This is a genomic window from Salipiger pentaromativorans, assembly GCF_024721115.1.
GTDB lineage: Bacteria > Pseudomonadota > Alphaproteobacteria > Rhodobacterales > Rhodobacteraceae > Salipiger > Salipiger pentaromativorans.
Window position 1 is genome coordinate 123,163 of record NZ_JAMDHK010000006.1, and the last position, 26,733, is coordinate 149,895.

General features: G+C 59.5%; 26 protein-coding genes and 1 pseudogene. 6 read left to right on the forward strand and 21 right to left on the reverse strand.

Annotated elements, in window-relative coordinates; translation table 11 throughout:
- Window positions 1-10 precede the first annotated feature (10 nt).
- The 4 genes from M4578_RS12030 to M4578_RS12045 all read right to left on the reverse strand — a co-directional run bounded on the left by M4578_RS12030 (window position 11) and on the right by M4578_RS12045 (window position 4,581).
- Window positions 11-2,356 (reverse strand): copper-transporting P-type ATPase, encoded by a 2,346-nt coding sequence (locus M4578_RS12030; RefSeq protein WP_258093573.1) that lies wholly within the window; start codon window positions 2,354-2,356, stop codon window positions 11-13.
- A gap of 78 nt (window positions 2,357-2,434) precedes the next feature.
- A complete protein-coding gene (lgt, locus tag M4578_RS12035) occupies window positions 2,435-3,355 on the reverse strand; it encodes a prolipoprotein diacylglyceryl transferase (RefSeq protein ID WP_007803438.1) in 921 nt (306 codons plus the stop codon).
- A gap of 105 nt (window positions 3,356-3,460) precedes the next feature.
- On the reverse strand, window positions 3,461-3,847 hold the full coding sequence (locus M4578_RS12040) for a DUF302 domain-containing protein (protein WP_007803435.1): 387 nt from the start codon (window positions 3,845-3,847) through the stop codon (window positions 3,461-3,463).
- A 140-nt stretch (window positions 3,848-3,987) separates the two neighbouring features.
- On the reverse strand, window positions 3,988-4,581 hold the full coding sequence (locus M4578_RS12045; RefSeq protein WP_258093574.1) for an EF-hand domain-containing protein: 594 nt from the start codon (window positions 4,579-4,581) through the stop codon (window positions 3,988-3,990).
- A gap of 397 nt (window positions 4,582-4,978) precedes the next feature.
- Here M4578_RS12045 and M4578_RS12050 point away from each other — a divergent pair, with 397 nt between their 5' ends.
- Window positions 4,979-5,536, forward strand: a complete 558-nt coding sequence (locus M4578_RS12050; protein WP_012187179.1) for a hypothetical protein — start codon at window positions 4,979-4,981, stop codon at window positions 5,534-5,536.
- Window positions 5,537-5,612: 76 nt separating this feature from the next.
- Here M4578_RS12050 and M4578_RS12055 read toward each other — a convergent pair whose 3' ends face one another.
- The 4 genes from M4578_RS12055 to M4578_RS12070 form a co-directional block, all read right to left on the reverse strand.
- Window positions 5,613-6,278, reverse strand: a complete 666-nt coding sequence (locus tag M4578_RS12055) for a L,D-transpeptidase (RefSeq protein WP_012187180.1) — start codon at window positions 6,276-6,278, stop codon at window positions 5,613-5,615.
- 42 nt (window positions 6,279-6,320) lie between these two features.
- On the reverse strand, window positions 6,321-6,833 hold the full coding sequence (locus tag M4578_RS12060) for a disulfide bond formation protein B (protein ID WP_012187181.1): 513 nt from the start codon (window positions 6,831-6,833) through the stop codon (window positions 6,321-6,323).
- A gap of 113 nt (window positions 6,834-6,946) precedes the next feature.
- Complete coding sequence (locus tag M4578_RS12065; RefSeq protein ID WP_007803424.1) at window positions 6,947-8,209, reverse strand: multicopper oxidase family protein; 1,263 nt, start codon at window positions 8,207-8,209, stop codon at window positions 6,947-6,949.
- A gap of 125 nt (window positions 8,210-8,334) precedes the next feature.
- Window positions 8,335-8,916, reverse strand: a complete 582-nt coding sequence (locus M4578_RS12070) for a L,D-transpeptidase (RefSeq protein ID WP_012187183.1) — start codon at window positions 8,914-8,916, stop codon at window positions 8,335-8,337.
- Window positions 8,917-9,095: 179 nt separating this feature from the next.
- On the opposite strand from M4578_RS12070, the gene M4578_RS12075 reads away from it, so the two are divergent.
- Together M4578_RS12075 and M4578_RS12080 are read left to right on the forward strand one after the other, a co-directional pair.
- Window positions 9,096-9,932 (forward strand): DUF305 domain-containing protein, encoded by an 837-nt coding sequence (locus M4578_RS12075; RefSeq protein ID WP_012187184.1) that lies wholly within the window; start codon window positions 9,096-9,098, stop codon window positions 9,930-9,932.
- Between the two features lie 12 nt (window positions 9,933-9,944).
- Window positions 9,945-10,709: a MauE/DoxX family redox-associated membrane protein gene (locus M4578_RS12080; RefSeq protein WP_012187037.1), complete on the forward strand. Its 765-nt coding sequence runs from the start codon at window positions 9,945-9,947 to the stop codon at window positions 10,707-10,709.
- A gap of 21 nt (window positions 10,710-10,730) precedes the next feature.
- Here the strand turns inward: M4578_RS12080 and cueR are convergent, their stop codons facing one another.
- Window positions 10,731-11,129 (reverse strand): Cu(I)-responsive transcriptional regulator, encoded by a 399-nt coding sequence (gene cueR, locus M4578_RS12085; RefSeq protein ID WP_007803416.1) that lies wholly within the window; start codon window positions 11,127-11,129, stop codon window positions 10,731-10,733.
- A 12-nt stretch (window positions 11,130-11,141) separates the two neighbouring features.
- Window positions 11,142-13,652 carry a heavy metal translocating P-type ATPase gene (locus M4578_RS12090; protein WP_258093575.1) on the reverse strand — a complete coding sequence of 837 codons (2,511 nt, stop codon included), beginning with the start codon at window positions 13,650-13,652 and terminating at the stop codon, window positions 11,142-11,144.
- 152 nt (window positions 13,653-13,804) lie between these two features.
- Here M4578_RS12090 and M4578_RS12095 point away from each other — a divergent pair, with 152 nt between their 5' ends.
- Complete coding sequence (locus M4578_RS12095; RefSeq protein WP_007803412.1) at window positions 13,805-14,005, forward strand: heavy-metal-associated domain-containing protein; 201 nt, start codon at window positions 13,805-13,807, stop codon at window positions 14,003-14,005.
- A 42-nt stretch (window positions 14,006-14,047) separates the two neighbouring features.
- Here the strand turns inward: M4578_RS12095 and M4578_RS12100 are convergent, their stop codons facing one another.
- The 7 genes and pseudogenes from M4578_RS12100 to M4578_RS12130 all read right to left on the reverse strand — a co-directional run bounded on the left by M4578_RS12100 (window position 14,048) and on the right by M4578_RS12130 (window position 19,629).
- Complete coding sequence (locus M4578_RS12100) at window positions 14,048-14,779, reverse strand: DsbA family protein (RefSeq protein WP_009807488.1); 732 nt, start codon at window positions 14,777-14,779, stop codon at window positions 14,048-14,050.
- 1 nt (window position 14,780) lies between these two features.
- Window positions 14,781-15,263, reverse strand: a complete 483-nt coding sequence (locus tag M4578_RS12105; protein ID WP_007803408.1) for a c-type cytochrome — start codon at window positions 15,261-15,263, stop codon at window positions 14,781-14,783.
- Complete coding sequence (locus M4578_RS12110) at window positions 15,260-16,654, reverse strand: multicopper oxidase family protein (RefSeq protein WP_007803406.1); 1,395 nt, start codon at window positions 16,652-16,654, stop codon at window positions 15,260-15,262. Before M4578_RS12110 ends, M4578_RS12105 begins: the two co-directional genes overlap by 4 nt.
- Before the next feature lie 43 nt (window positions 16,655-16,697).
- Complete coding sequence (locus M4578_RS12115) at window positions 16,698-17,615, reverse strand: c-type cytochrome (protein ID WP_007803405.1); 918 nt, start codon at window positions 17,613-17,615, stop codon at window positions 16,698-16,700.
- Between the two features lie 2 nt (window positions 17,616-17,617).
- Window positions 17,618-18,211, reverse strand: a complete 594-nt coding sequence (locus M4578_RS12120; RefSeq protein WP_007803403.1) for a c-type cytochrome — start codon at window positions 18,209-18,211, stop codon at window positions 17,618-17,620.
- A gap of 369 nt (window positions 18,212-18,580) precedes the next feature.
- Window positions 18,581-19,039, reverse strand: a complete 459-nt coding sequence (locus tag M4578_RS12125) for a c-type cytochrome (protein ID WP_007803401.1) — start codon at window positions 19,037-19,039, stop codon at window positions 18,581-18,583.
- 28 nt (window positions 19,040-19,067) lie between these two features.
- Window positions 19,068-19,629 (reverse strand): annotated as a pseudogene (locus M4578_RS12130) (L,D-transpeptidase).
- A gap of 155 nt (window positions 19,630-19,784) precedes the next feature.
- On the opposite strand from M4578_RS12130, the gene M4578_RS12135 reads away from it, so the two are divergent.
- Together M4578_RS12135 and M4578_RS12140 are read left to right on the forward strand one after the other, a co-directional pair.
- The gene (locus M4578_RS12135) at window positions 19,785-20,087 is read left to right on the forward strand and encodes a DUF2933 domain-containing protein (protein WP_007803398.1); all 303 of its coding nucleotides are present in this window, start codon (window positions 19,785-19,787) and stop codon (window positions 20,085-20,087) included.
- Window positions 20,088-20,370: 283 nt separating this feature from the next.
- The gene (locus tag M4578_RS12140; protein ID WP_009807485.1) at window positions 20,371-22,500 is read left to right on the forward strand and encodes a protein-disulfide reductase DsbD family protein; all 2,130 of its coding nucleotides are present in this window, start codon (window positions 20,371-20,373) and stop codon (window positions 22,498-22,500) included.
- 28 nt (window positions 22,501-22,528) lie between these two features.
- Here M4578_RS12140 and ccmI read toward each other — a convergent pair whose 3' ends face one another.
- Genes ccmI through M4578_RS12160 form a run of 4 tightly spaced genes read right to left on the reverse strand, consistent with a single transcriptional unit; the run spans window position 22,529 to window position 26,722 of the window.
- Window positions 22,529-23,680, reverse strand: coding sequence for a c-type cytochrome biogenesis protein CcmI (gene ccmI, locus M4578_RS12145; protein WP_008327282.1), 1,152 nt, complete (start codon window positions 23,678-23,680; stop codon window positions 22,529-22,531).
- Window positions 23,677-24,150 carry a cytochrome c-type biogenesis protein gene (locus M4578_RS12150; protein ID WP_127657317.1) on the reverse strand — a complete coding sequence of 158 codons (474 nt, stop codon included), beginning with the start codon at window positions 24,148-24,150 and terminating at the stop codon, window positions 23,677-23,679. The genes ccmI and M4578_RS12150 overlap by 4 nt, the downstream gene beginning before the upstream one ends.
- The gene (locus M4578_RS12155) at window positions 24,147-24,713 is read right to left on the reverse strand and encodes a DsbE family thiol:disulfide interchange protein (protein ID WP_007803389.1); all 567 of its coding nucleotides are present in this window, start codon (window positions 24,711-24,713) and stop codon (window positions 24,147-24,149) included. Before M4578_RS12155 ends, M4578_RS12150 begins: the two co-directional genes overlap by 4 nt.
- An 8-nt stretch (window positions 24,714-24,721) precedes the next feature.
- Window positions 24,722-26,722, reverse strand: a complete 2,001-nt coding sequence (locus M4578_RS12160; RefSeq protein ID WP_040884124.1) for a heme lyase CcmF/NrfE family subunit — start codon at window positions 26,720-26,722, stop codon at window positions 24,722-24,724.
- Between the last annotated feature and the right edge of the window lie 11 nt (window positions 26,723-26,733).

Genomic DNA, 26,733 nt, shown 5'->3' on the forward strand with positions numbered 1-26,733 from the left:
TTGCGCGCTTCTAGATACGAACGCCGCGAAGGCGCAGCGAATTGAGCACCACCGAGATTGACGACGCGCTCATGGCGAAGGCAGCAAACATCGGACTGATGAGGATGCCAAAGAAGGGAAACAGAACTCCCGCCGCGACCGGCACGCCGGAGGCGTTGTAGATCAGCGCGAAGAACAGGTTCTGGCGGATGTTGCGCATCGTGGCCCGGGCGAGCCGCCGCGCACGCACGATACCATCAAGGTTGCCCTTGACCAGCGTGACGCCCGCGCTTTCGATGGCCACATCGGCGCCGGTGCCCATGGCGATGCCGACATCGGCCTGCGCGAGCGCGGGGGCGTCGTTGACGCCATCCCCGGCCATGGCGACCTTGTGGCCCGCCTCTTGCAACTCAAGGATGATCCGCGCCTTGTCCTCCGGCAGCACGTCGGCCCGGATCTCATCGATTCCGAGCCGCGTGCCGATGGCCTTGGCCGTGCGTTCGTTGTCGCCGGTCGCCATGATGACGCGGAACCCCAGTTCATGCAGATCCTCGATGGCTTCTGGCGTGGTCTCCTTCACTGGGTCGGCGACAGCAACTAGACCGGCGATCTCGCCATCCAGCACAACGAACATGACCGTCTCGCCTTCGTCGCGGCGGGCATTGGCCTTGGCGGTCAACGCGCCCGCCTCGAGCCCCAATTCGCGGATCATCGCCAAATTGCCGAGCGCGACCGCTTTGCCGTCAACGACCCCCTTGACGCCCTTGCCAGTGACCGCCTCGAAGTCCCGTGCCTCGTCCATTTTGACATCTCGCTCCTCCGCACCCCTGACGATCGCTTCGGCCAAGGGGTGCTCCGATCCGCGCTCAAGCGATGCGGCGAGACGCAAGACCTCGGCTTCGTCGTGGCCGGGTTGCGGGAGTACGTCGACAAGCCGCGGCTTGCCTTCGGTCAACGTGCCGGTCTTGTCGACGATCAGGGTATCGACTTTCTCGAACCGCTCCAGCGCCTCGGCGTTCTTGATCAGCACCCCTGCCTGAGCGCCCCGTCCTGTCGCTGTCATGATCGACATCGGTGTCGCCAGGCCAAGCGCACAAGGACAGGCGATGATCAGAACCGCCACCGCCGAAATCAATGCGTAGGAAAGCGCAGGCGCGGGCCCCCAGATCGCCCAGGCGATGAAGGACAGGACCGCGATACCGATGACGGCCGGAACGAAATATCCCGCCACCTTGTCGGCGTATTTCTGGATCGGGGCGCGCGAGCGCTGCGCGTTCGACACCATCTCGACAATTTGAGCCAGCATCGTGTCGGACCCGACACGCGTCGCCTCCATCACCAGACTGCCGGTGCCATTGATCGTCGCGCCGGTCAGCGGGTCGCCCTCGGTCTTCTCGACCGGCACGGGTTCACCGGAGATCATGCTTTCGTCGACCGAGGACCGGCCGTCCAGAACCACGCCATCGACCGGCACCTTGTCACCGGGCCGCACGCGCAGCCGGTCCCCGACTTGCACGTCCTCCAGCGGGATTTCCTCCTCGGATCCGTCGTCCCGGATGACCCGCGCGGTCTTTGCCGCCATGTCGAGAAGCGCGCGGATCGCCTTGCCGGTCCCCTCGCGGGCGCGTAGTTCCATCACCTGGCCGAGCAGCACCAGCGTCACGATCACCGCCGCCGCCTCGAAATAGACGCCGACATGGCCTTCGGAGTCTCGGAACCCATCAGGGAATATGTCCGGTGCGAGAACGGCAACGACGCTGAAGAGCCAGGCGGCAAGAACGCCCATGCCGATCAGGGAGAACATGTTGAGGTTCAATGTGCGGAACGAAATCCATCCGCGTTCCAGAAACGGCCAGCCGCACCACAAGACCACTGGCGTTGCCAGGATCAATTCGATCCATTGTGTGGTGCTTTCGCCAAAAAAAGTCCGGACTGCGGGGAAACCGACGAATGGCCCCATCGTGAGGGCAAGGAGCGGGATCGTCAGGACTGTGCCGACCCAGAACCGCCGTGTGAAATCCACCAGTTCGGGATTTGGACCTTCATCGCCCGGCACACCGGATTCCAGTTCCAATCCCATACCACAGATCGGACACGCGCCCGGATCAGGCTGCCGCACCTGAGGGTGCATCGGGCAGGTGAAAATGGGACCATCATGTCCTGTAGGAACCAGATCATATCGGCCATCGGCCGGCGTGGCACCCGCGTGGTGTTCGTGATGATCATGTGCTGAATGGACCTCGAGCTCCGATTCCGGCACGAGGTGCATCCCGCATTTCGGACAATTGCCGGGCTCGTCCTGCCGCACCTCAGGGTGCATGGGGCAAACGAATACCGAAGAAGCTGCTGTGGTTTCAGAACTGTCGGGAGTGCTCATTTTGCGGTCCTTTCCGAGAATGCTTCTCTTGCCTAGGGCTTCCATCCGCGGGAGGGTCAAGAGAGATCAGTACGGCGATTACATTGCGGCTCTGCGGGGTGGCGCTGTCCGGCCCCGTTCCCGCCGGGCGAACACGATCAACGCCAGCCCGACCAGCGCCATTGGCATGGAGAGCAACTGGCCCATGGTCAAACCCCACTCACCAAAATGAAGCGCATGGCCGATCGGGTTGTCCGCCGTCACAAATTGTTGGTCCGGTTGCCGGAACATCTCGACGAAACTTCGGGCAAGACCATAGCCGGTCAGAAACACGCCAGCCAAGGCACCGGGCATTTTCAGCCAGCCCCGGCCCCAAGCGAGATAAATGAGCAGTATTCCAAGAATGAGCCCCTCCAATACCGCCTCGTACAGCTGGGACGGGTGTCGGGCGCAGAGGCCGCTAACCCCTGGGCAGGCCTGCGCGACTTCGCCGGGAAAGATCACCGCCCAGGGAACGTCCGTTGGACGCCCCCACAACTCATTGTTGGTGAAGTTCGCCAGCCTTCCAAGAAACAAGCCTGGTGGTGTTGCCAAAGCCAGCAAGTCGCCAGTGCTGAGCAATGACGCGTTCTGTCTAAGGCAGAACAGCAAGGCCGCGATGACAACTCCCGCGAACCCCCCGTGGAAAGACATGCCGCCTTGCCAGACCATCAGAATTTCCAAGGGATTGGCGAGATAATATGCGGGCTGGTAGAACAGTACAAAGCCCAGGCGACCACCAGCAATCACGCCGATGATGATCCACGTCAGAAGATCTTCGATCTGCGTTCGGTCAAGCGGCGGTCCAGCTGACGTCCAGAGCGCGGGACGGCTTATGGCACTCGAACAAATGCGCCAGCCAATCAGGATACCGAAGATATAGGCTAGCGCGTACCAGCGGAGTGCGAATGTGACCCCCCCGATGTCGAAGGAGAAGAGGTCGGTTCCAATATCCGGAAATGGCAATCCCGCTGGCAGCACTGGGTGAGTTCCTCATCAGGAATTTACGTGGGGATTAGATGGCATTGATCGAGCACCGCTAAAGGCGCTCGATCTGCGACAGGGCATCCAACGCCCATCCCGCCATCACGCGGTGTCGAGGGCGTCCCGAAGGAGATCGCGGACTTCGCCGGCGACCGCGTCCAGGTCTTGGTTCTGCACCGCCTGCATCGAAGCGACAGGATCGACCGCGCTGACCTCGGTGTCGCCGTCCAGTTGCCGCAGGATAACATTGCAGGGAAGCATCGCACCGATGCGAGGCTCGATCTCGATGGCTTTGTGCGCCATGCCCGGATTACAGGCCCCCAAGATGCGGTAAGGCGGCATGTCCGCATCAAGTTTCTTTTTCATCGTCGCTTTGACGTCAATCTCAGTCAGAACGCCGAAGCCCTTGTCTGCCAAAGCATCCCGAACACGCATCTCTGCGTCATCGATTTTGGTGTCTTTCAGGACGCGATCATAGGTATAGGCCATGGGAATTTTCCTTTCCGTGTCTCTATTTGTTGGCATACCGAGGCTAAACGGTTCAGGTCGCGGTTCGGTTCAATGTCCCGACCGCGAATGGTTTTGGGGTTGTGAGGACGGGTGCCGGAAAAAAACCGGCACCCATTGGCTCAGTTGTCCTGCATCATGGAGCCGTTGCCCATGCCCTGACCGTTGCCAGGCCGCGCAGGCGCATCTGCCATATTCGACCGCATCATCTGCATCCGCTCCATCCTATCGGCAGGAGCGGCCATCTCTTCCGGCGTCACCGCGCCGTCGCCATCGGCATCGAGGTGTTGGAAGCGATCCACCATCATTTCGCGGATCATCGCGCTGTGGAGAGCTTCAAACTCGGTAATCGAGAGGCTTCCATCCCCGTCGCTGTCAAACTCGGAAAGCTTGGCCTGCAGCTGCGTGCGCATTTCTTCCGGCGTCGTTGTGCCGTCTCCATCAGTGTCGAACATTTGCATCATGCCGCCAGCCATGCCTGGGCTCATCATACCACTGCCCATGCCTGCGCCCATCATGTTTCCGTGCATGCGCTTCATCATGTCCATCATTCCGCCCATGTTCCCCATCATACCGGGACCACCGTTCTGCATCATGCCTGGTCCGCTCTGGGCGCCAAATTGTCCCCCACGCCCGTGGTTGGCGTCCGCGAATGCGGCACCGCCAAGGGCGGTTGCAGCCAGGGTCATTGCAGCGAGTAAAGTGTTGCGTTTCATTTCGATCACCTCGTGTCAGTGTTGCGATACCCAGCATATGGGGGGCACCTGCAGATGCGGAATGCCACGCGAGCCGGTGTTTTGTATCGCGAGGTCACAAAGGCGGGGTCTGTTACAAATTGCGACAAATCAATTCGGGGCGAACGCTCCTCTTCATCTGAAACATGCGATATCCAGAAAAAAAGGTGTCGAGGATCCGTATACCAACCGAAACCGAACCCATGTTTCGGTAGAGGTGAAATCCGGAAGAGTTGATGTCGAGATTGCTAGAGGCCCTGAATATCCCGAAAATTCAATCATTCAACCCATGGCAGGAGGCTGCAGGGTGCTCTTTTTGAACCGCATTTTCTCAGTTCTAACCTTGGTAATTTTGGCGGGGTGCGGTGCAGGAAACGACATGCGCCCGGATGCTTCAGCCGAAGTCATCAGTAGCGCATCCTACCGTCACGATGGACCGGCCGCGCTGACGTTGTACACCATGATCAACAACAGGTCCGGGGCGGGTGCGCATAGCAGCGTCATGATTAATGGGTCGCAGCGTGTTATCTTCGATCCGGCAGGAACGGTCCGGCTGAGCGCTGTACCGGAACGGGGAGATGTGCTTTATGGCATTACTCCACAAGTGGCCGATTTTTATGCGCGGGCTCATGCTCGCGAGACCTACCATGTCGTCATACAAGAGATCGATGTGTCTCCCGAAGTCGCGGAGCAGGCTTTGCGCCTTGCAATTGCCAGCGGCCCAGCCGCTTCCGGTTTTTGTAGTGCCAGTACCTCCGCGGTACTCAGACAATTACCAGGATTTGAATCCATCGGACGCACATTTTTTCCAAAGCGCCTGATGGCGGATTTTGGCAAGTTGCCGGGCGTGCGAACCACAAAGCTGTTCGAGAACGATGAGGACGACAAATCCGTAGCGATCGCACAGTTCGAAAGTTCACTTGCGACACAGCCGTGAGTGTTCGTCCAACAATTCATTGGAAGATGTCCCTGCACGACGCAGTCCTCGGCGTGTGAGCCAAAGATGCAATAGGTTAGCTTCGAGCGGTAACGCTGTCTTCGGCCGAGTAAAGGAACGCCGTCGATCCGACAGCGACATTCGGATAGAGATCATTGATGTGGGCCATCACCATGCGCACGCATCCCGAACTGGCCCGGCCGCCAATGCTGCGAGGGCTCGGCGTTCCGTGAATTCGAAGGTACGTATCCCGATCTCCGACGAATAGATACAAAGCCCTGCTGCCCAAGGCATTGTTGGGGCCGGGCTCCATACCGTCGGCAAACCGCTCGTAAGCCTCCGGATCGCGTTCGATCATTGACTGCGTTGGCGTCCAGTGCGGCCATTCGACCTTTCGGCGGATCGTATAGGTGCCGGGTTCATAGAGATCGCCCTTGGCAATCGCCACCCCGTATCGCATCGCGGTGCCACCTTCCTCGATATGGTACAGATAGCGCGCGATCGCATCGACGTGAATGTCACCCGGGCGCAAACCGTCATTCGCCAAAACGCGTTGCGGCAGCAGCCTGGGATGCAGCCCCCATGGGTTGGTTGTTGCCGGGTCATAGTTGGCGGGCGTGATCTGCGCATCCCAAGCTGCTTTTTCGGCTGTTGACGGCCAGGTCTTAGCGAATGCTGGCGAACTCAGAGACGCTGAAAACAGCGAGCCGGAAAGTGCAAGGAAGTGTCGTCTTGTAACCATGAAGCGAAGCCCTTTGTTTGTTTTCGATGAATGCGGGACGATTCAAGAAACGTCCGCGACCCCATGCCACCGAACCTTTTGATGTCTTGCGATCGCGACCAACCAGAGGCAAGCAAGGACACCGCTTAGGATCGCGTTCCAACTGGCCATGGACAACGTCAGAAATTCCCAGACAACCTCACTGCACAGAACAAGATTGGACGTATTTGAACTGGCAGAGGGCAGCAATTCCGATACCGACATTTGGGAAACATCGAGGCCGGATCCCGTGCAAGAAGTCGGTCCCTCCCACCAGCCGCGCTCGACACCGGTATGAAACACTCCCAACGCGGATGTGCTGAGTACCGACAGGGCACCGATTATCAGGATTGGCAAAATCGGCAGAGCAAAGAGCAACAGAGCGCCCATTCCAATGGCGATTGCGTGTGGGTAGCGTTGCCAGATGCACATTGCGCACGGCGCGTACCCAAGAGCCTGGAAAACGAAGGCCCCCAACAGCAAGGCGGCTGATCCTGCCGCCGCAGTCATGCCGAGAGATTTTGGTGTCAGGGTCAATGAACGCTCCCATTGGCAGTCGATGGACCTGTTTCTCGCTTGTCAGGTTACGTAGACGGCGAAAGGCCTGTTATCATTCAGAGATTTGTAACGGTATGTATCCGTCTCGACCCTCAGCCGACTCTGATCCACGTTGCCATACCGTCGGCTTGGTGGCTCAACATGTGGCAATGCAGCATCCACGATCCCGGATTGTCCAGGACGACGAGAATATCCCGCGTCTCGCCGGTATCCAGATAGGTCGAGTCCCGGTATGGACCGGCTTCACCCGCCGCATCGAGTTCCCAGAAATGGTGGCCATGCAGATGCATGACGTGTGGGAACCCGGTTTCGTTGCGGATCGAAATGCGCGCGGTCGTCCCCTGCGCGGCGGATAGGAAAGGCCTTCGAGGCAGGCCGGATACGTCATTGAGCGCCCATGTCCCTGTGCCGTTGTGGGACGCGCTTCCCGCACCTCCCTGGAGCACCAGCTCCGCGGTTTGGCCGGGGTCTTTCGGGGCGGGCATTCGGTTGGCGGGCAATGCGGTGATGGGCGCTTTCGCGGGCTCACGGGAACCGGAAACAGCGATTTCGCCAAGGCTCAACGTCTGTTCTCCAAAGCTGTCGTCGAATCTAATAGGCCCGGTCGCATCACCAATCACATCGCATCTTTGCCCCGGAGCGAGAAGGATCGGTTCGAGCGTCCGAGGATGCGCCAGAGGCATGCCATCCAGTGCAACGATCTTGCCTATCAAACCATCCAGGCCGACACGGTACACCCTGTCGATAGAGGGATTTATGAGACGCAGTCGCAGACGGTCGCCTCGTTTCACAGTCTTGCCGGTTCCATTGAAAACAAGTGCCGTGACCGTATTGCCGATACGGCCCTCGGTTGCGAAGTGGGCCGGGTTGAACGCTTCGTCGTACTGCCCGGACTGATCTAGCAAGACATCGAAGAACTGAACAACGATGTCATGGTCGACAGCCGGCGCATTTTGCTCCTCGACGATGAAGGCGCCGAAAAGACCGCGGCTGACCTGATCGTAAGACAGGTAATGCGAGTGATACCAATACGTGCCGGCATCCGGGACGCCGAATTGATAACGATACGAGTCGCCCGGAATGACCACATCCTGAGTGAGGACGTTGACACCATCCATCCGATTTGGAACCCGCAACCCATGCCAGTGAACGAGAGCGCCCTCCTCCAATCGGTTATCGAGGGTAATGCGGGCGGTTTGTCCTTGTCGCATTCTGACTTCTGGGCCCGGCAGACCACCGTTGAAGCCCAACATCGACACGTCGTACCCAGCAAGGTGCGCCTTGATCGATTGGGGCGCGAGGATCAACTCGTGTGTCGCTGCTGGCAAGCGGGTACCAGCCAGCGCAACGGTCATCCCGCCAAGGAAAGACCTCCGGCTCAAAGACAATTCCGTCACCTCATGAATGATAGACTGGCTTTCGCCAACTGCCGCACTTGTGCCATTTCCGGAAGAGGAACTTCAAGGCGACAGAACACTCCTCACGCCGTTGTCACTTTGGGATACAGGAAGACGCGGGCGCCGATTTCAACGCGTTCGTACAGATCCTTCACATGTTCATTCGTCAACCGCGCGCATCCATTCGACACGGCAGACCCAATTGTCTCCGGGGCGTTCGTTCCATGAATGCGAAGATAGGTATCGCGTCCCTCGGCATCGTAGAGATAGAGCGCGCGGGCCCCGAGCGGGTTGTTTGGCCCGCCTTTCAGTCCATCCTTGTACTTTGCGTATTTGCGTGGCTCGCGCCGGATCATGGCGTTCGTTGGCCGCCACCATGGCCATTTGGCCTTGCGCGCTACCGTGAACTCTCCGGGTTCGTACAAACCTTTGCGCCCTACCCCGACCCCGTAGCGGATCGCCATCCCGTCCTCGAGCATGAAATAAAGGAAAAAATCGTCGGGAACGACGTGGACATCGCCTTTAACCCAGTCACCACGACGGGTGTTTACCAATTGTGGTTCGAACCGTTCGGGCAATTTGACTTTGTGGGCCCAGGCAGTTGTGGGCAGAAAGCAACCCATCGCTCCGGCACAAATCAATTCTCGTCTCGTGAAATTCTGCATGGCGCGATCTCCTCGGACCCATGAAAATTCAGTGCGCGTCAGGGGCAAAGAAAAGAAGCCGTGAACCGGGGCAAACGACGCGCCTTTGTTGCCTTGAAACTACGAAAATTCGTGCTTTTGGAACTCTCCAGCGCTGGAATGTTGTTGTTTTACAGAGAACTGCAAGGAGGTGACTGGAAATGCACTACTCACGATTCTTTATGATGATCGGAACATCGACCGTGGTCATGTTCGTTCTGATGTACCTGAACACCTATCTTTGGGGCCATATCTTCTTTTCGGAGACACGCCTTTACATGGCCATCCTGATGGGGGCGACCATGGCCGTGATCATGTTGGCGTACATGTTGTCCATGTATCAGAACACCAAAGCCAACATCGCGATTTTCGTTGGCGCAATAGTCCTTTTCGCGGCGAGCCTCTGGCTGGTTCGCGGGCAATTCACGGTACAGGACAGGTCCTACATGCGCGCCATGATCCCGCACCACTCGATCGCCATCATGACGTCGACTCGTGCCGAGATCACCGACCCGCGCGTCCGGGGGCTCGCAGACGACATTATCTATGCGCAGGACAAGGAAATCGCCGAAATGCGCTACCTTATTGCTGACATTGGAGCAAACGGCGAAGCATCGGCCACGCGAAGCGAAACGCCGGCGCAGGTTGTGGATGCGCAACAGGCGCTTCAAACGGAGGTCGTGTCGAAGGTCGATCCTGAGTTTCTGACGGAAGACGAAATCGCTGCGGTGTTCCCGAATGGCGGAAATTGCCGCTTTGCTTACACCTCGGACAGTCCGGCTGTACTGGTGACTGGTGAAACCGGCGAAGGGTCTGCCGCCGCAATGAAGATCAGCGGTGATCTGGTGCGCCTGAATGCGCAGGGCGAAAATGCATTTTCTGAAGGCCCGCTGTCGGCCGAGATCGCAGAGACGAACGGTGACCTGACCGATCTGATCGTCAGCGCGGGAACCGACTACGAAGCCGGGTTCCGTGGTCAACTTACGTGCAGCGGATAAGGAGGAAAGGACATGCCCCGCGACACAGACAGTAAATCCGCGCAGCTTTATCGCATGGTCATGCCGGGCCATGTCTGCCCCTACGGTCTGAAATCGAAAGACCTGCTGGAGCGGCAAGGCTTCGAGGTGGAAGACCATCCGCTTGACACCCGTGAAGACACCGATGCTTTCATGGAGAAGCACGGGGTCGAGACGACGCCGCAGACTTTCATCGGGGACGAACGGATCGGCGGTTACGATGATCTCAGGGTGTTTTTCGACATTGACCCACCCGAGGAAGAGCAAAGCGACACGACCTACCAGCCGGTCATCGCGATCTTTTCCGTTGCCGCGCTGTTGGCATTGGGCCTGTCTTGGCACCAGTACGGGTCGGTCCTTACCTTGCGGGGGTTCGAATGGTTCATTTCGCTGTCCATGACCATTCTCGCGATCCAGAAATTGCAGGATGTCGAAGGGTTTTCGACGATGTTCCTCAACTACGATCTGCTGGCGCGCAAATGGGTGCGATACGGCAAGGTCTACCCGTTCGGCGAAGCGTTGGCAGGTGTCCTGATGACTGCCGGCGCGCTGCTGTGGCTCTCGGCGCCTGTCGCCCTGTTTATCGGCACGGTCGGCGCTGTCAGCGTGTTCAAGGCTGTTTATATCGACAAGAGAGAGCTGAAATGCGCCTGCGTCGGCGGTGACAGTTCCGTCCCGCTGGGGTTCATTTCGCTGACGGAAAACCTGATGATGATCTTCATGGGTATCTGGATGCCGGTCCGCGCGATCTGGTTCTGAGGTACAGCCCCTTCTTGCCTGTCACTTGGCCAACCGCTCCGGCGACAGATCCTCGATGATGGGGCAGTCGGGCCGGTGATCCCCGGCACATTTTTCCACCAGTTCGGCGAGCGTCGCGCGCATGGATTGCAGTTTCGCGATCTTTTCCTCGATCTGGCGCAGATGGTCTTCCGCAACCGCCTTCACTTGCATGCTTTCGCGGTTTTCATCCTCGTAGAGCGACAGGAGCGTCCTGCAATCTTCGATGGTGAACCCCAAGGCCCGTGCGCGACCCAGAAACGCCAGCTTGTGAATGTGGCTCTCGGTGAACGCGCGGTAGCCGTTCTCGCTACGGTTCGGGCGGATCAGCCCGATGTCCTCGTAGTAGCGGATTGTTTTTGGGGGCACACCCGATTGTCGGGCAACGTCTCCGATGTTCATGTCGAACCTCCGTTATTCTGCTGGAGCAGGAGTGGCGGCTGCCAGCTCTGCCGGGATTGCGCGCTGCTCGTCCATCGCAGGCGCGATGCGCCGCAGCCGCAGGGCATTGGTCAGGACAAACACCGAGGACAACGCCATCGCACCCGCCGCAAGGATTGGTGACAGGAGCAACCCAAAGGCGGGATAAAGCACCCCGGCAGCGACCGGAATAAGTGCCACGTTGTAGGCAAAGGCCCAGAACAGGTTCTGCCGGATGTTGCGCATGGTCCGCCGCGATACTTCGAAGGCGTTCACCACGCCGCGCAAATCGCCCGACATCAGGACGACATCCGCAGATTCGATGGCCACATCGGTGCCGGTTCCAATGGCGATGCCCACATCGGCATGCGCCAGCGCCGGGGCGTCGTTGATCCCGTCGCCGACAAAGGCGATGCGCTTGTTCCCTTGGCGCAAACTGTCGAGCGCCGCAACCTTGCCGTCCGGCAGGACGCCGGCGATGACGTGGTCGATACCGGTTTCGCGGGCGATGGCTTCGGCGGTTTCGCGTTTGTCGCCGGTGATCATCGCAACCGCAAGACCCTTTTCGTGCAGCGCTGCGATGGCTGCGCGGCTTGCCGGTTTGACCGGATCGGCCACGCCGATCACGGCGGCGACACGCCCATCTATGGCAGCGTAAAGCGCCGTGCGACCCTTGCTTGCGATCTTCGTTTCCTCTGGAGCCAATGCCGAGACGTCAATGCCTTCGCGCGCCATGTAGCGGTCGGCCCCAACCAACACCTCCACGTCTTCGACCACGGCGCGCACGCCGTAACCTGTGACCGATTGAAAGCCTTCGGCCGCCACAAGAGGTGCGCCCTCGGCCCGCGCGGCCCGCACGATGGCGTCCGCGATAGGATGCTCGGAGAGCGACTCCACGGCAGCGATCTTCGAGAGCGTTGTTGGGCGATCGAACCCTTCCGCCAGCACAAGGTCAGTCAGTGCGGGTCGCCCCTCGGTCACCGTGCCTGTTTTGTCGAGGGCGACCACATCAACGGAATCAAGTTGCTGCAAGGCGTCACCTTTACGGAACAGGACACCCATTTCCGCAGCACGTCCCGTCCCGACCATGATCGAGGTCGGCGTCGCAAGCCCCATCGCGCAGGGGCACGCGATGATGAGCACCGACACACCGGCGACCAGCGCCATCGTCAGGGCCGGATCAGGCCCGAAAAACAGCCAGACCAGCACGGTCGCCGCCGCGATCGCCATCACGGCAGGCACGAACCACAAGGTGATCCGGTCGACCAATCCCTGGATCGGCAGTTTGGCGCCCTGGGCCTCTTCGACCATGCGAATAATCTGCGCCAGGGTCGTGTCGGCGCCGACCCGCGTGGCGAGGAACTGCAGGCTTCCGGCGCCGTTGACCGTCCCGCCGGTCACCGTATCTCCGGCACCTTTTTCAGCGGGGATCGGCTCGCCTGTCAGCATGCTTTCGTCGACGCGGCTGGTCCCCTCGATGACCTCGCCATCGACCGCGATGCGTTCACCAGGGCGCACGATGACGATGTCACCCTGAACCAGCGCATCGATCTCGATCTCGACGCTTTCTCCGTCCCGCATCACGCGTGCAGTCCGCGCCTGAAGCCCTAATAGCTTCTGGATGGCCGCGCCCGTTCTCCCCTTGGCGCGCGCTTCAAGAAACCGCCCCAGAAGGATCAGAACGACGATGACCGCTGCCGCCTCGAAATAGACGGTGCGCAGCGTGTCAGGCAGGACCGACGGTACGAATGTCGCAACCACGGAATAAAGGTAAGCCGCCCCGGTGCCGACCGCGACGAGGCTGTTCATGTCGGGGGCACCCCGGAACAAGGCCGGGAAACCCTTGGTGTAAAACGTCCGGCCCGGGCCGAAGAGAACGATTGTCGTCAGCACGAACTGAAGAAGCCAACTCGTCTGCTGGCCAATCGTGGTCTCGATCAGCATATGAACGGCCGGAATGACGTGGCCACCCATTTCGATCAGGAAGACCGGCAAGGCGAGGATGGCCGCAAAGGTGACCCGTTTGGCAAGCGCCTGAGCCTCTTCCTCCTTGCGCGCAACTCTGTCGTCACCGGCCTGGGCCGTTGCCACGGTTGCTGGATACCCTGCCGCGCCGCTTGATTCGATCAGATCGGATGTCGTGACAAGACCTTCGACGTAAACGACCGTCGCCGTCTCTGAGGCGAGGTTGACGTTCACCTCGACCACCCCGGGCACCGCGGCAAGCGCCTTATCGACCCGCCCGACGCAAGAGGCACAGGACATCGCTGCAATCGTGAGTTCGGCCCTGGCCTTCCGCGCGGGGTAGCCCAGCTCGCGAAGGGATTCGATGATGTCGGGAATGCGCTTGAGCGCGTCCACGCTCATGCGAGCAGTTTCCGAGGCAAGGTTCACCGACACATCCTCTACGCCGTCGATTGCATTCAATGCGCGATCGACCCTGCCAACGCAGGACGCGCATGACATGCCTTCGATCGGCAGGCTGATCTGTTTGGGTTCGGGCATATGTGTCACCTGTTTTTCCATTCGAAGTGGAATATGAGGCTTCCAGTTACTGGAGGGTCAATGGGAGGGCGCCAAATAAATTTCTTCACTTGACCTTCCAGCGGGGGGAAGCCCCATGTCACCGATAGAAATCAGATCAAGGAGTGGTTCCGATGAAGTTCAGCGTTCCGGACATGAGCTGTGGGCATTGCACCGCAGCAATCGAAAGCGCGGTGAAGAGCGCAGATCCGAATGCAGGCGTAGAATGTGACCTTTCTGCCCGACAGGTGCATGTCGACAGCGTGTTACCAGCCGATCAGGTCCAAGCGATCATTCGGGATGCGGGCTACAACGTGGAACCTGCGGCCGCTTGATGCAGTGCCTGGACCACCCAAGGGTGGTCCGGGCACAGAATTTCAGTCTTCGACTTTGCGGGCTTCCTCGACCAAGTCGGCAAGCTGCGCCTTTTCGACGAAGCCCGGGACCAGCGCATCCCCGATCACGAAAGACGGCGTGCCGTTAAAGCCCAGAGCTTGGGTCAGTTGCATGGAGGTCGCAATGTGCTCTTCGACCTCGGGGGCCTCCATGTCCTTGCGCAACTGCGCGATATCCAGGCCGATCTCCTCGGCCACGCGCAGCACGGAGGCCTCTTCCGCGCGGCCTTCCAGCCCCATCATTGCCCAGTGAAACTCTTCGTATTTGTCCTGCTTGCGCGCTGCCAAGGCCGCTTTCGCGGCAAACACCGATCCGTCTCCGAGAATGGGCCATTCACGATAGACGAGGCGAATGTTGGGATCGTCTTCGATCAAAGCCCGCACCTCGGGTTTGACCCGCCGACAATAGGGACAGTTGTAGTCGAAAAATTCCACAACAGTGACGTCCCCTTCCAGGTTGCCGAGAACCGGCGCATTCGGATCGTTCTCGATCAGATCGCGCTGGTCATTCAGAACTTGGGCCTGACTGAGCTCCTGCGCTTGCGCCTGCCTTTGTTCGAGGATCGCCACGGCCTCCATGACAATCTCCGGGTTCTCGCGGATTGCCTCGAGCACAAGTTCCTTGACCCGGGACTCTGACAGTTCGTCCGCGAGTGCCGGTATCGGAAGCAAGGCAGCTATCGCGACCGTCGTGAAGGCTTGTCTGAAACGCATTTTAGTTCTCTCCCCGTTGTTCGTCGGCTTCTGTCCGCGCGGCCTGGACTTCGCGGATGCGGTCTGGCCAGGTGGACCGGATGAAGGCCAGGATGTTGTGAATTTGCTGGTCGGTCAGCACGTCTGCGAAACCGGGCATGCCACTGTCGAATTCGACGCCCTGACGCGCCAGAAGCGCCGCACCCCCCAGTTTTGTGTAATCGAAGAGCAGGCTGTCAGGATGATGCCAGGTGTGACCCGTCTCATCATGTGGTGGTGCTGGCAGGCGCCCATCCGCGCCGGGCGTTCGCCATTCCGGCTGGCCTTCCAGACCCGCGCCATGACAAGACGCACAGTTTTCTGCGTAGAGCAACGCGCCTTCTTCGATGTCGTAGCTCTCCGCCCTGGACGCGCTGCCGACATCCGAGGATGCACTGGTCGAGAGCCAATACGTGAAGGCGGCTGCTGCGACAGTGATCGGAAGGGACCAAACGAGATATCTCATGTGACCCGTATCCAGGTTGTCATGCCAGATGCGGCGTGGCTGAGCATGTGGCAATGGAACAGCCACTTGCCGGGATTGTCTGCCGTAAAGGCGATCTCCCGGGACTCGTTGCCGGCCAACAGGATCGTGTCCCGCATCGGCCCGAACGCGCCGTCGGGGCGCAGCTCGCGGAAATGCATCCCGTGCAGGTGCATCGCATGTGGGAAAACGGTCTGGTTCTCGATCTTCAGGCGCACCGGCTCGTTCAGGGATAGATCGGCCAGTGGCGTGTAGGTCATTTCGGCGACATCATTCAGGGCCCAGAATTTGCCCGCTTGGGCAAGCTGACGGAATCCAAGACGTTCCCCGCCAAGCAATGCGGACTGCATTCGCCCCATTGCCCCGCCGGACATGACCAGTCGCAAATCACGCGCATCGGCAAGGTCCGGGGCGTGTGCCGCGGGGTTCGGCGGCAACGGCAGTGGCTTGCCTCTTGGTACTGAACTGGCTGTGCCGTTGACCAGAAAACTCACCAACGGGGTCAATTGATCATCATCGCCGATGCGAAGCAATTGGGCGGTGCCGCCTTCGTCTTCGGTCACATCCACAATTAAGTCGACGCGCTGTGCCGGGCCGAGGATCAACTCGCCGTCAACCGACTGGGGTTGGCCGGTTGGCATTCCATCCACGGCCACCGTCCAGCCACTGAATCCAGAGAGCCTCAGCGGGAAAATTCGAGCGCTTGCTGCGTTGATGATCCGCAAGCGAATGCGCTCGTTGCGCTGCGCGGGCAAGGTCAGGTCATAGCGCCCGTTGGTCGTGATAAAGTTGCCGGTACGTCCACCGTGGCTCATCATCATGGGCTGTTCGAAATTGTCGAACAGCTGCCCGCTCTCAGGGTCGAGCAACCAGTCCTCCAGAACGATGACTTCCTCGCGGTCGATGTCCGGTCCATCGACCTCTTCGACGATCAAGGCACCGCGCAGACCACGCGCGACTTGCTCGTATGAGCGATTATGCGCGTGATACCAATAGGTGCCCGCGTCCGGTACGACGAAGTCGTAGTCAAAGGTTCCACCCGGCGCTACGGCCTCTTGGGTCAGCCCTGAAACGCCATCCATCGCGTTGTCGATCCGGATTCCGTGCCAGTGAACCGAACTGGGATCGGGTACCTCGTTGCGAAACCTGCGACGCACCCGATCGCCTTGTGTGACCCTGATTTCCGGGGCCGGAACGAGGCCGTCATAGCCCCAGATCTCTGTTTCCGGGTAGGTGTCCGGAAGAAGCTGTCGACGTGCAACCTTGGCAATCAGGTCCTCGAACGGGGTCGCGGCAAAAGCCGACTGCGGGATGGCCGCCGCGCAGGCCGCCAGTGTTGCATGGCGCAAGAAATCCCGACGTGTTTGTCTCATTTCGATCCTCGAGAAAGCGGGGGCGTGTTGCCCCCGCGTGGTGTTAGTTCGACGCGGGGTTCTCCGCCTCGACCGTGTCCTTGTTCAGCAGGAAAAGCGCCATCGCTTCGCGATCGGCAGGTGTCAGAAACCGAGTTCCCTCGCGAACCACTTCCGCCATGCTGCCGCCGAAAGCATCGCCCGAAGGGGTGATGCCGGTCTGGAGCGCATAAGCGAGGTTTGAAACCGTCCAGTCATTTTTGACCAGGTCTTTTGGCCGTATCGCGGGGGCCTTGCTGCCACCGGGAAGCTGGGCGTTGCCTGCAAAGGAAGCACCGATATCGCGGCCTCCCGCAAGATTGCGCGGCGTATGGCAGGCTCCGCAATGTGCCGCACCGCGCACCAATTCCCGTCCTCGATTCCATGCGTCGCTTCGCCCTTCAATCGGTTCGGTATCCGGATCGTAGAAGAACGCCGCTCGCCAGAGCTTCAGCCCCCATCGTTGGTCGAATGGGAAGCTGACATCATTTTCTGGTGCAGGCTCGTCCACGGGCGGCACGGTTTGAAACGCCGCCCAGAGGTCAGCGATATCCTGATCAGAAAAATCCGCATAGAAGGTGTACGGGAAAGACGGATAGTACGGCGTTCCATCGGGGCCGATGCCTTGCCGCACGGCTTTTGCGAACTGTTCTGCCGTCCATTCGCCCATGCCATGTTCCGGGTCTGTCGTCAGGTTGGGCGGGTAGAACGTTCCGAACGGGGTTTCGAGCGGCGCCCCTCCGGCAAGTGGTGCGCCGCCCGCTTCAAAATTGGTATGACAGGCAATGCACCCACTGGCGCGCGCCAGATATGCGCCCCGGTCGACATTGCCCTCTATTGCAATCGGAGTCACTGCACTGCCGACAGGCCATGCAATCACGACGCCGAGGCTGGCCGCGCCCAGCACGGCGGCCCCGCTGACGAGTGTCAAGAACCGGCGCATGGTCAGTCTTCTTCCGCCCGGAAGCGTTCATGGCATGCGGAACAGACCTGGGTCGTCATCGCGAATGCTGCGTCGGCGGGCATTTCGGCAATGGCGGCCGCATCCATCATGTCGCCTCGGCCCATCATCGTGCTCCCGCCCATCATGGTTGTATCGCCTCCCATCATTGACCCGCCGCCCATCATCGAGGCGCCATCCATGGAGGTATTGCCGCTCATGCCGCCCAATCCATTGTCGGCTGCGCGTTCCAGGCCCTCAGAGTATTCTTCCAGCTGACTTGCCAATGCCGCGAAGCGCTCCCAGTCGGTCCACACCTCGTCCTTGGCTTCCGAGGGCATGCCCCCTGTGCCCTCTGGGAACAGCTTTGTCATGCTCTCACCGGCGTGCTGCTGGAACAGGCGCGCGGCATCGCGCACTGTTTCTGCGTCATAGGCCGTTTCGCCCCGCATCATCGGGGCCACGGTCTTGACCGCCTTCCCCATTGCAAGCATGGCATCCATGCGCTCTTTCACGATGCCGGTGGCACCGCTATGCGCGAATGCCGTGACCGCAGTACCTGCAATCAACACTGCCGCTACGATAGTCGTCTTTTTCATGTCTTCGATCCTTCTTTGGGTCTGCTTTTCGAGCGATGTGAAATCAGACCCACCGTCGGGGCGGTGGAGGATCGCTGATCGGGCGCAATTCGGTTCGTTGGATCGCGCCGTCTTGCATGACGGCTTTCAGAAAAGAAGGCTCGTACGCCATGTTCGGCTGAAGCAATAACGCTGCCGGGACAGAACAATCGAGGCCTGGATGGCAGTGGCCAGAGGCCTCGGTCGATGGCCCTGCGTCTTCGTGACCATGGTATTCCTGCCCCAACGACGTTTCACCATGATATACCGGCGCCTCTGGCACCCCGAGTACTACAAGGAAAAGGCCGAAAACGGCCGACAGAATCCATCGGTTCGTCTTCGACCAACGCATCAGTTGATCCCGTTGGCCCGCTGCAATTCGCGGACATAGGCGGCCACCATCTTGACGTCTCCTTGGGTCAATCCCTCGATCTTAGGCATATTACCGAAATTCCAGTGATGTGCACGGACGCCGTTTTGAGCTGCCAGAACAAAAGCCATGTCCGAATGGTGGCTCGGTTCGTAGATCTTGTGCACGAGAGGCGGCGCAACACCGTTGCGACCGGCGGCATTTTCGCCGTGACACTCGGAACATTTTGCCTCGAATATGTTCTTCCCAAGCGCCGCCTGCTGCGAGAGTGCGTCAGGCAGCTGGACCTGGACGATCGGATCGCCTTCGGCAATCTCGCTTGTGTCAGGTGGCGTCATGGAGTGGCCAACCGCTAAATCTTCGGCTCCAACGAACTGCCAAACGGCAAAACCCCCGCCGATAACAAAAACGGCACCAATCAGCGCAGTTAATTTGTCCATGCCTGTATCTTCCGCCTTGCCCGTTGGGTCAGATGAGTTTGACTTGAGTGCCGACAGGCGCTCGCTCGTAGACTTCCTCGATCTGTTCGTTGAACAAACCGATGCAGCCGTTTGACGACCGGCGGCCGATCTTGCGCGTGTCCTGTGTCCCGTGAATACGGTAGTACTGCCACGACAGGTACAGTGCGCGAGTACCCAAGGGGTTGTCCGGATCACCCCCCCTCGATACGTGCCGGCCATTCCGGATTGCGTTCCCGCATGGAGGGCGTCGGCGCCCAACTGGGGTTTTTGCGTTTTTCCACCACTTCAGTGTAACCGCGTTTGGTGAGTTCGTCGGTCAGCGGAACGGATGTCGGGTAAATCCGCATCTCGCCGTCCGCTGTCCAGTGCTGTAGCGCCATCGTCACGGTGTCTGAGATGATGATCCCTTTGCCGAGCGTGTCGAAATGGTCTTGCCAGTCATGAACTCGGAAAGAAGAAATGTTGCGGCGAATGGTTTCGGCTCGAACCACGCTTGGTGCAACCAAAGCGACAGCCGCATACCCCAACAGGCTTCGTCGATTGATCTTGTTGTTTCGCGATGTCGTCATGACACACTCCTAGCCTACGGTTTGTACATGTCTTTTACGGGAGACCCGGCATCAGGCAACCTGACAAGGCCGCGAGAAGTGTATCCATTTGTATCCTTGACCTTACCCTGCTGGAGGGTCGCAAATGACGCCAGGAACGAGACAAAGAGGGTGTCATGGACGACGAAAATCCCAAGAATAAGCCGATTACAGACAAGCTCATGCATTACGGAATGATGGCGTGTTGCATTGTGATGCTGTTGCCCGTGATCGGTTTTTTTCTCGCTGGCGGAACGCTTGCGGGTATGTGGGGCAATGCATCGGCTTTCGCCCCGCTCCTGTTGTGCGTTGGAGCGCATCTTGTGATGCATAGATTCATGGGGAAATCGTGCCATTCCGACAAGGCAAACGATACTATCGAGGAAGCGCCCGAGCCCATAAGTTCCGTGATTCCTAGCGTCGCCCGCAACAGGCAGTGATGTGCGAGGGAAAGCAAAGGTATTCGTATTGCTGTTGATGGTTACATTACTTGGAGGTTGCGCGGGAAGCCTTGCAGACTGCCTAGATCTGAAGGCTATCGTGTCCACGAAGCAAGCGTCAGACCTTCTGCCGGATGGGTGTCGAACCCTTTCATCTTCTGCGACTGGCGTTGCGCGAATTGTCTGTGCGGACGGTCGTCAGGGTTTTGCCACAGGTGGACTTTGACGCAATTTCCGCCGTCCTGGCGAAATCTGCGGAAAATATGGGAAGGAAGCAGGTATCTTGATCGATTGCCTTTTGATCCTGCGACGGGTTTTGCTTATTCCCTTCGTGCTCCTGGCCGTTGTCTCTGGAAGTGTCGCGGCAGCAACCTCTGCTGAATACCAGAGCGCGCCACTCACCGCGCATCTCATTAGTGTACAGGACGGCGTTCCCGAGAACACACAGACTCTGTCAGCCGGGCTTCACCTTCAACTGAACGAAAACTGGAAGACCTATTGGCGGTCGGCGGGCGAGGTGGGAATACCGCCTTCGGTCGAATGGAGCGGTTCCGAAAACGTCGCAGATGTCGAATTCATGTGGCCCGCCCCGACGCGCTTCACCGCCTTCGGCATCGAAAATTTTGGTTATGCGGGTGAAGTCGTCTTTCCGCTGCGCATAACGCTCAAAGATCCCGGCGCACCTGTGACTCTTTCCGCGCAGGTCAAACTGCTGGTGTGCTCCAATGTCTGTGTCCCGGAAGAGTTTGACCTGTCACTTCGCCTCGGACGGGGCAACGTCATCGACAGCACTTCGGCTGGGCTGATCGGTACGTTTTCCGAGCGCGTCCCCGAAGGGGCCAAGACGAGCGGCGTCAGCGAGGCAAATGCCTTCATCGACGAAGACCTCACGGAGTTGATCGTCAGCCTTCGCGTCGATGAACCACTCCAGTCGCCGGATGTGTTTCCCGAACTGGGTATGGGTGTTGCGCTTGGCAAACCCGATATCCGTTTGGGAGAAGAGGATCGTTTGCTTTGGGCGCGCTTGCCGATCCTCTCGTCGAATACGGATGTGACAGTGGCTCCGTCGATTACCGTCACCGACGGCGAGAACCGGGCCTTCACGATCATCGCGGATCGCGTGGCGCAAGGAATAGCACCACCCTTTGAACTGGCCGCCACGACACCGGACATGATGGAACTGATCTGGATTGCCGCGATCGCGCTGCTGGGCGGATTGATCCTGAATGTGATGCCCTGCGTGCTGCCGGTGCTGTCCATCAAGGTGTCGTCTGTGCTCAAACACACCGATCACGACACAACCCGTGTCCGGTTCGGTTTCGTCGCTGCCAGCGCCGGCATCATGACGTTCATGTGGGGTCTGGCGCTCGTCCTCTGGGCGCTCCAGACGGCAGGCCTCAGCGTCGGGTGGGGTTTGCAGTTTCAAAGCCCGCTGTTTCTTGCGGCGATGATCGCTGTCCTGCTCGTCTTTTCGGCAAATCTGTTCGGAGCGTTCGAGTTCGCCCTTCCACACGGCATGCAGACGCGGCTTGCAGGGGCCGGAGGACGCAACGGGTATTCCGCCGACTTTTTCACTGGCATGTTCGGTGCCGTCATGGCGACGCCTTGTTCGGCACCGTTCCTCGGCACCGCGGTGGCCTTTGCTTTGGCCGGGCGTGGCGTGGACATCCTCATCGTCTTTACGAGCCTCGGGCTCGGCCTCGCCCTGCCCTATCTCGTCATCGCCGCGTTCCCGCGTCTGGTCGCATTCATGCCCAAGCCTGGTCGATGGATGCTGATCATCAAAAGCGTCATGGGGGTTTTGTTGCTTGCAACCGCCGTGTGGCTGTTCTGGGTGCTCGACGGTGTCGCCGGGCTTGCGTCTGTCATCGCGGTCGCGGCGTTGTCCGGTCTCGCCGTTCTGATACTATCTCTCCCGAATGTGCAGTCCCAATTCAGGTGGTCTATTGCCATAGCCAGCCTTGTCCTGGCCATTGCCGCAGGTCCTCTCTTGCAGCAATCAGCACCTGCGCGTTCGACGCCGCAGTTGGCAATGGCTTGGATCGCATTTGATCGTTCGGAAATAGCGAAACGCGTGTCCGCAGGAGAGGTCGTTTTTGTCGATGTGACCGCTGACTGGTGTCTGACTTGCAAAGCGAACAAGACACTTATCATCGATCGGGAGCCAGTCCGGAGCGCGCTTGAAGCGCCTGGAGTCACGGCGATGCAGGCAGATTGGACACGCCCGGACACGCGCATTTCCCGCTACCTTGAGAGTTTCGGCAGATACGGCATCCCCTTCAATGCCGTCTACGGACCATCGGCACCGAACGGCATTGTGCTGTCCGAATTGCTAAAAACCGAGGACGTGATGAACGCCTTGGCGCAAGCCAGTGGTCGGGATGTTTCCGCAAAGGTTGCCGGACAGGAGTGACCTGCTCGACCGGGACACCGAGCAGTAGTCAGCCGCCGAGCCGCTCAAGCGCGGCACGGACCGCCGCACGCCGAGGATCACTGGCGGGCTGCTGCTCCAACAGCGCTTCAGCCTTGCGGTAGGCCTCAACGGCGCGATCGGGCTCCTGAAGGACGGTATAGGCATTTGCCAGCCGCATCCAACCATCCAGATCGTCCGGTTCATCCTCAAGACGCTCGGCCAGCCGCGAGACCATCGATCGGATGAACTCCGCGCGATCCGCGTCATTCATCTCCGACGCCGCCGCGACATCTGCGGCACTCGGGCCTGGTTGCGACGTCGGCCCGCTGGGTAGATTGACGACCGGAAGGTCAGCTGCCGCTGCAATCCGGTTGATCTGCGCTGCATAGGTCTCCATCCAGGGAACGTAAGCCTCTTCCTGATTCAGTCGTGAAACAAGCAGATCGTAGGCCTTACGCGTCTCTTCTTGCTGAAAGTAATACAGAGACTCGAAGTAGGTTGCCGCAGGATTGGATGGGTCAAGGTCCAAAGCGCGATCAATGGCCAATTTCGCCCGTGGAATAACAACGCCGTCATTGGCAACCGCGACAGCCTCTGCCAGCATGGAGAATGTCGCGGAGGTGGCATCCTCCCGTTCGGCAACGACTTCGAAGGCTTCGACGGCATCGGCTGCTCTGCCCATGCGCTGATAGGTCTGGCCCAACAGCATCCACCCTTCGCTAGGGCCGCCGGTCGGATCGGATACAAGCCTTTCGCGAAGTTGTATTGCCAGCGCCGTCACTTCATCAGTCTGTGCCCGCTCCTCTGCACGGGCAGCGAAGGCCATTGAAGGAACCTCCGGCGATCCCATCGTCAGATAGTAGCCCGCGGCAATAACCGGCGCGAGGACCGCCGCGACAACGAGAGTGACTCTGCCACCATTACGGGATGATCCGGCTTTTTCTTCCGAATTGCGGGTCGTCGCGAGGATCCGTTTCTTGATCTCGAGTCTGGCCGCTTGAGCTTCCTGTTCAGAAATCAAACCGCGGTCCATGTCTCGTTGGATTTCCCGCATCTGATCGGCGAGGATCGCCGGTACCGCATCCCCTCTGGTGAGAGTGTTCGATTTGGACAGCAGCAGCGGGTAGAGGACAATTCCGATTGCGACCAGCGTCAAAAGAACGAAAATACCCCAGATCATGACGCATCCCTCGCTTCGTTTTGCCTGAGAATTTCGGACACGGTGTTCTCATCCTCCGAGCCCAAGTCTTCAAATGCCTCTTGCTTTCGCCGACTCATCAGTAGCCCGCCACCAACGAAAACCCCGATCAGAACGAAAGCGATCGGAGCGAACCAAAGCGCGTAGGTCGCAGGCTCCAGAGGCGGTTTCAGCAGCACGTAATCCCCGTACCGCGCCCGTATGTATTCGATCACCTCCGCGTCGCTGTCTCCAACGACCAGGCGCTCGCGTACGAGCAGACGCAAGTCCCGCGCCACACCCGCGTTCGAACTGTCGATGTCCTGGTTCTGACAGACGACGCATCGTAGATCCTTGGAAATCTCCCGCGCACGCTGTTCCAATACCGGGTCGGTCAGCATTTCGTCTGGTTCGACCGCATTGGCGGCAAAGGGAAAGAGCCCGATGCAAAACGCGAAAATCAACTGTCTCATGATGCTGCTCCCTTTGGCAGTGCGCCTGCCTGCTTCAGGGCTTGCGTGAACCGTTCGACGGCGTCCGGACCCACGACCGGCCCGACATAGCGAAACAGAACAGTACCATCGCCATCGACGATGAAGGTTTCCGGCACGCCTGAAAGGCCCCATTCGATCCCTGTCCGGCCTGAAAGGTCGGACCCGATCCGTTCGTAGGGATTGCCGAGGTCATTGAGCCACTTCACGGCATCTTCTGGTTTGTCTTTGTAGTTGATGCCGAACAACCGCATGCCCTCGCGTTCGACAAAGCGTGTCAACACGGCATGTTCCGCGCGGCAGGGCACGCACCAGGACGCAAAGACATTGACCACGACCGGTCGTTCGTTGCCTACAAGATCGCTTCGGGCCAGGCCGGGTGTCTCCAACCCCGGCACGGGATCGAGGTCGAACGCCGGGGCCGGTTGCGAGATCAGGACGGAAGGGATCTCGTTGGGATCCCGGTCGGGATTGAGCCCCCAGAGAAAAAAACCCCCGAATATGACCGCCGCAATAAACGGCAGCCCGGCAATGAGACGTTTCATCTTCTCTCCTACTCGGCAGGAACAGCATCGCTGGCTGGCTGTTTGGCGCGGCGCGGCGCCCCGACCCTCAAACGGCGATCCGACAAGGACAAACAGCCACCGATCACCAGCAGGATCGAGCCGATCCAGATCAGGTTGACGAGCGGTTCATAGAGGATCCGAAGGGTCCATGCTCCGGCGTTGTTCACTTGATCGGAGGCTGGCGTTGCAATCGACGTATAGAGATCACCCGCCAATGTAGAGCGGATGGCCGACTCCGTCGTCTGGCTTTCCGCGACCGGGTAATACCGGCGTTCTGGGAAAAGCGTCGTGACCAGCTCGCCATCCCGACGGACCACAAGGGTGCCGCGATCCGCGATGTAGTTCGGCCCTTGAACCTGTGTGGCCCCTTCGAAGGTGATGTCGAACCCCGCGATCGTGACTTCGGTCCCGGGGGCGGCAAAGACGATCTCCTCACTCTTCCATCCGGTCGAGCCGATCATCCCCATCATCAACACAGCGACGCCGGCATGGGCGAGTGTCATACCGTGAGAGGCGCGTGGCAGATTGCGCGCGCGTCTCGCGCTCTCTGCAAGGGGAACCTCGAACAGGCGGATGCGTAGCGCCCATTCCCGTAGGGTTGCAAAAAGCAGCCACGCTGCGCCAAGGATGGCAAGATAGGCCATGATCGGCCCACCGTTCAGAAGATACCATGCGGCCAAAGCTGCGATGAACGCCAGAACGACCACGAACCGAATGCGATCGAGCAACCCGGCGATATCAGCCCGCTTCCACGACAGGAATGGACCAAGACCCATGAACACGACCAGCGCCAGCATCATCGGAATGAAAGCCGCATTGAAGAAAGGTGGACCCACCGAGATCTTGTCCCCCGTGATAGCCTCGAGGATCAGCGGATAAAGCGTCCCGAACAGGACCGTTCCCGTAGCGGCGGCCAGAATGAGGTTGTTCACGAGCAGCCCGGCCTCGCGGCTGATCGGGCGAAACAGACCACCCGGCTCCATTTCGGGCGCCCGCCAGGCGTAGAGCGCCAGCGACCCACCGATGGACACGGCCAGCAGACCCAGAATGTAAAGCCCGCGCTCTGGATCGACGGCGAAGGCATGCACGGATGTAAGCAGGCCTGACCGGACGATGAACGTCCCGAGCAGCGAAAGCGAGAAAGTCAGGATGGCAAGTAGGATGGTCCAGCTTTTGAACGCGTCGCGCTTTTCGGTGACGATGGCGGAATGCAGCAGCGCCGTGCCCAGAAGCCAGGGCATGAAGCTCACGTTCTCGACCGGGTCCCAGAACCACCAGCCGCCCCAGCCCAGTTCATAATAGGCCCACCACGATCCAAGAGCGATACCTGCCGTAAGGCTGACCCACGCGGCCAATGTCCACGGGCGGACCCATCTGGCCCAGGCCGGATCGACGCGCCCTTCCAGAAGAGCCGCAACGGCAAAGGAAAACACGATGGAGAAGCCGACATACCCGAAATACAAGAGCGGCGGGTGCATGGCGAGACCCATGTCCTGAAGCAACGGGTTGAGGTCATTGCCGTCGAGCGGCGGCGGAAACACCCGCTCGAAGGGGTTCGACGTCAGCAGCAGGAAGGACAGGAAGCCGACGCTGATCCACGCCTGCACCGACAAGGTGCGCGCCTTGGTCTCGGCGGGGATGTTCGATCCGAACCAGGCGACGCCCGCGCCGAACACCGCGAGTATCAGGATCCAGAGCAGCAGCGAACCCTCATGGCTGCCCCAGGTCCCGGCCACCTTGTAGAGCATTGGCTTGAGCGAATGGGAGTTCTCGACGACGTTCCTGACGGTAAAATCGCTGACGATGAAAGCCTGCATCAGCGCTGCGAAGGCGATGGCCACAAACAGCACTTGTCCTATTGCCGTCGCCTGGGCGGATTTCATCCAGACGGCATTTCTACGCGACGCACCTGCAATCGGTAGAACACTCTGAACAAGCGCAAGCGCCAGTGCGAGGGCCAGTGCGAAGTGACCAATTTCCGGGACCATGGCGTTCTTTC

Bases quoted from the DNA above. Each gene is read 5' to 3' on its own strand.
- M4578_RS12160 (WP_040884124.1), bottom strand. From the start codon at position 26,722: ATGGTCCCGGAAATTGGTCACTTCGCACTGGCCCTCGCACTGGCGCTT.
- M4578_RS12120 (WP_007803403.1), bottom strand. From the start codon at position 18,211: ATGAAAAAGACGACTATCGTAGCGGCAGTGTTGATTGCAGGTACTGCG.
- M4578_RS12110 (WP_007803406.1), bottom strand. From the start codon at position 16,654: ATGAGACAAACACGTCGGGATTTCTTGCGCCATGCAACACTGGCGGCC.
- M4578_RS12090 (WP_258093575.1), bottom strand. From the start codon at position 13,652: ATGCCCGAACCCAAACAGATCAGCCTGCCGATCGAAGGCATGTCATGC.
- M4578_RS12055 (WP_012187180.1), bottom strand. From the start codon at position 6,278: ATGGTTACAAGACGACACTTCCTTGCACTTTCCGGCTCGCTGTTTTCA.
- M4578_RS12100 (WP_009807488.1), bottom strand. From the start codon at position 14,779: ATGCGTTTCAGACAAGCCTTCACGACGGTCGCGATAGCTGCCTTGCTT.
- cueR (WP_007803416.1), bottom strand. From the start codon at position 11,129: ATGAACATCGGAGACGTTGCCCGACAATCGGGTGTGCCCCCAAAAACA.
- M4578_RS12070 (WP_012187183.1), bottom strand. From the start codon at position 8,916: ATGCAGAATTTCACGAGACGAGAATTGATTTGTGCCGGAGCGATGGGT.
- M4578_RS12040 (WP_007803435.1), bottom strand. From the start codon at position 3,847: ATGGCCTATACCTATGATCGCGTCCTGAAAGACACCAAAATCGATGAC.
- ccmI (WP_008327282.1), bottom strand. From the start codon at position 23,680: ATGATCTGGGGTATTTTCGTTCTTTTGACGCTGGTCGCAATCGGAATT.
- M4578_RS12105 (WP_007803408.1), bottom strand. From the start codon at position 15,263: ATGAGATATCTCGTTTGGTCCCTTCCGATCACTGTCGCAGCAGCCGCC.
- M4578_RS12030 (WP_258093573.1), bottom strand. From the start codon at position 2,356: ATGAGCACTCCCGACAGTTCTGAAACCACAGCAGCTTCTTCGGTATTC.
- M4578_RS12135 (WP_007803398.1), top strand. From the start codon at position 19,785: ATGGACGACGAAAATCCCAAGAATAAGCCGATTACAGACAAGCTCATG.
- M4578_RS12050 (WP_012187179.1), top strand. From the start codon at position 4,979: ATGCGCCCGGATGCTTCAGCCGAAGTCATCAGTAGCGCATCCTACCGT.
- M4578_RS12075 (WP_012187184.1), top strand. From the start codon at position 9,096: ATGCACTACTCACGATTCTTTATGATGATCGGAACATCGACCGTGGTC.
- M4578_RS12115 (WP_007803405.1), bottom strand. From the start codon at position 17,615: ATGCGCCGGTTCTTGACACTCGTCAGCGGGGCCGCCGTGCTGGGCGCG.
- M4578_RS12045 (WP_258093574.1), bottom strand. From the start codon at position 4,581: ATGAAACGCAACACTTTACTCGCTGCAATGACCCTGGCTGCAACCGCC.
- M4578_RS12065 (WP_007803424.1), bottom strand. From the start codon at position 8,209: ATGACCGTTGCGCTGGCTGGTACCCGCTTGCCAGCAGCGACACACGAG.
- M4578_RS12150 (WP_127657317.1), bottom strand. From the start codon at position 24,150: ATGAGACAGTTGATTTTCGCGTTTTGCATCGGGCTCTTTCCCTTTGCC.
- M4578_RS12125 (WP_007803401.1), bottom strand. From the start codon at position 19,039: ATGGACAAATTAACTGCGCTGATTGGTGCCGTTTTTGTTATCGGCGGG.
- M4578_RS12080 (WP_012187037.1), top strand. From the start codon at position 9,945: ATGCCCCGCGACACAGACAGTAAATCCGCGCAGCTTTATCGCATGGTC.
- M4578_RS12095 (WP_007803412.1), top strand. From the start codon at position 13,805: ATGAAGTTCAGCGTTCCGGACATGAGCTGTGGGCATTGCACCGCAGCA.
- M4578_RS12155 (WP_007803389.1), bottom strand. From the start codon at position 24,713: ATGAAACGTCTCATTGCCGGGCTGCCGTTTATTGCGGCGGTCATATTC.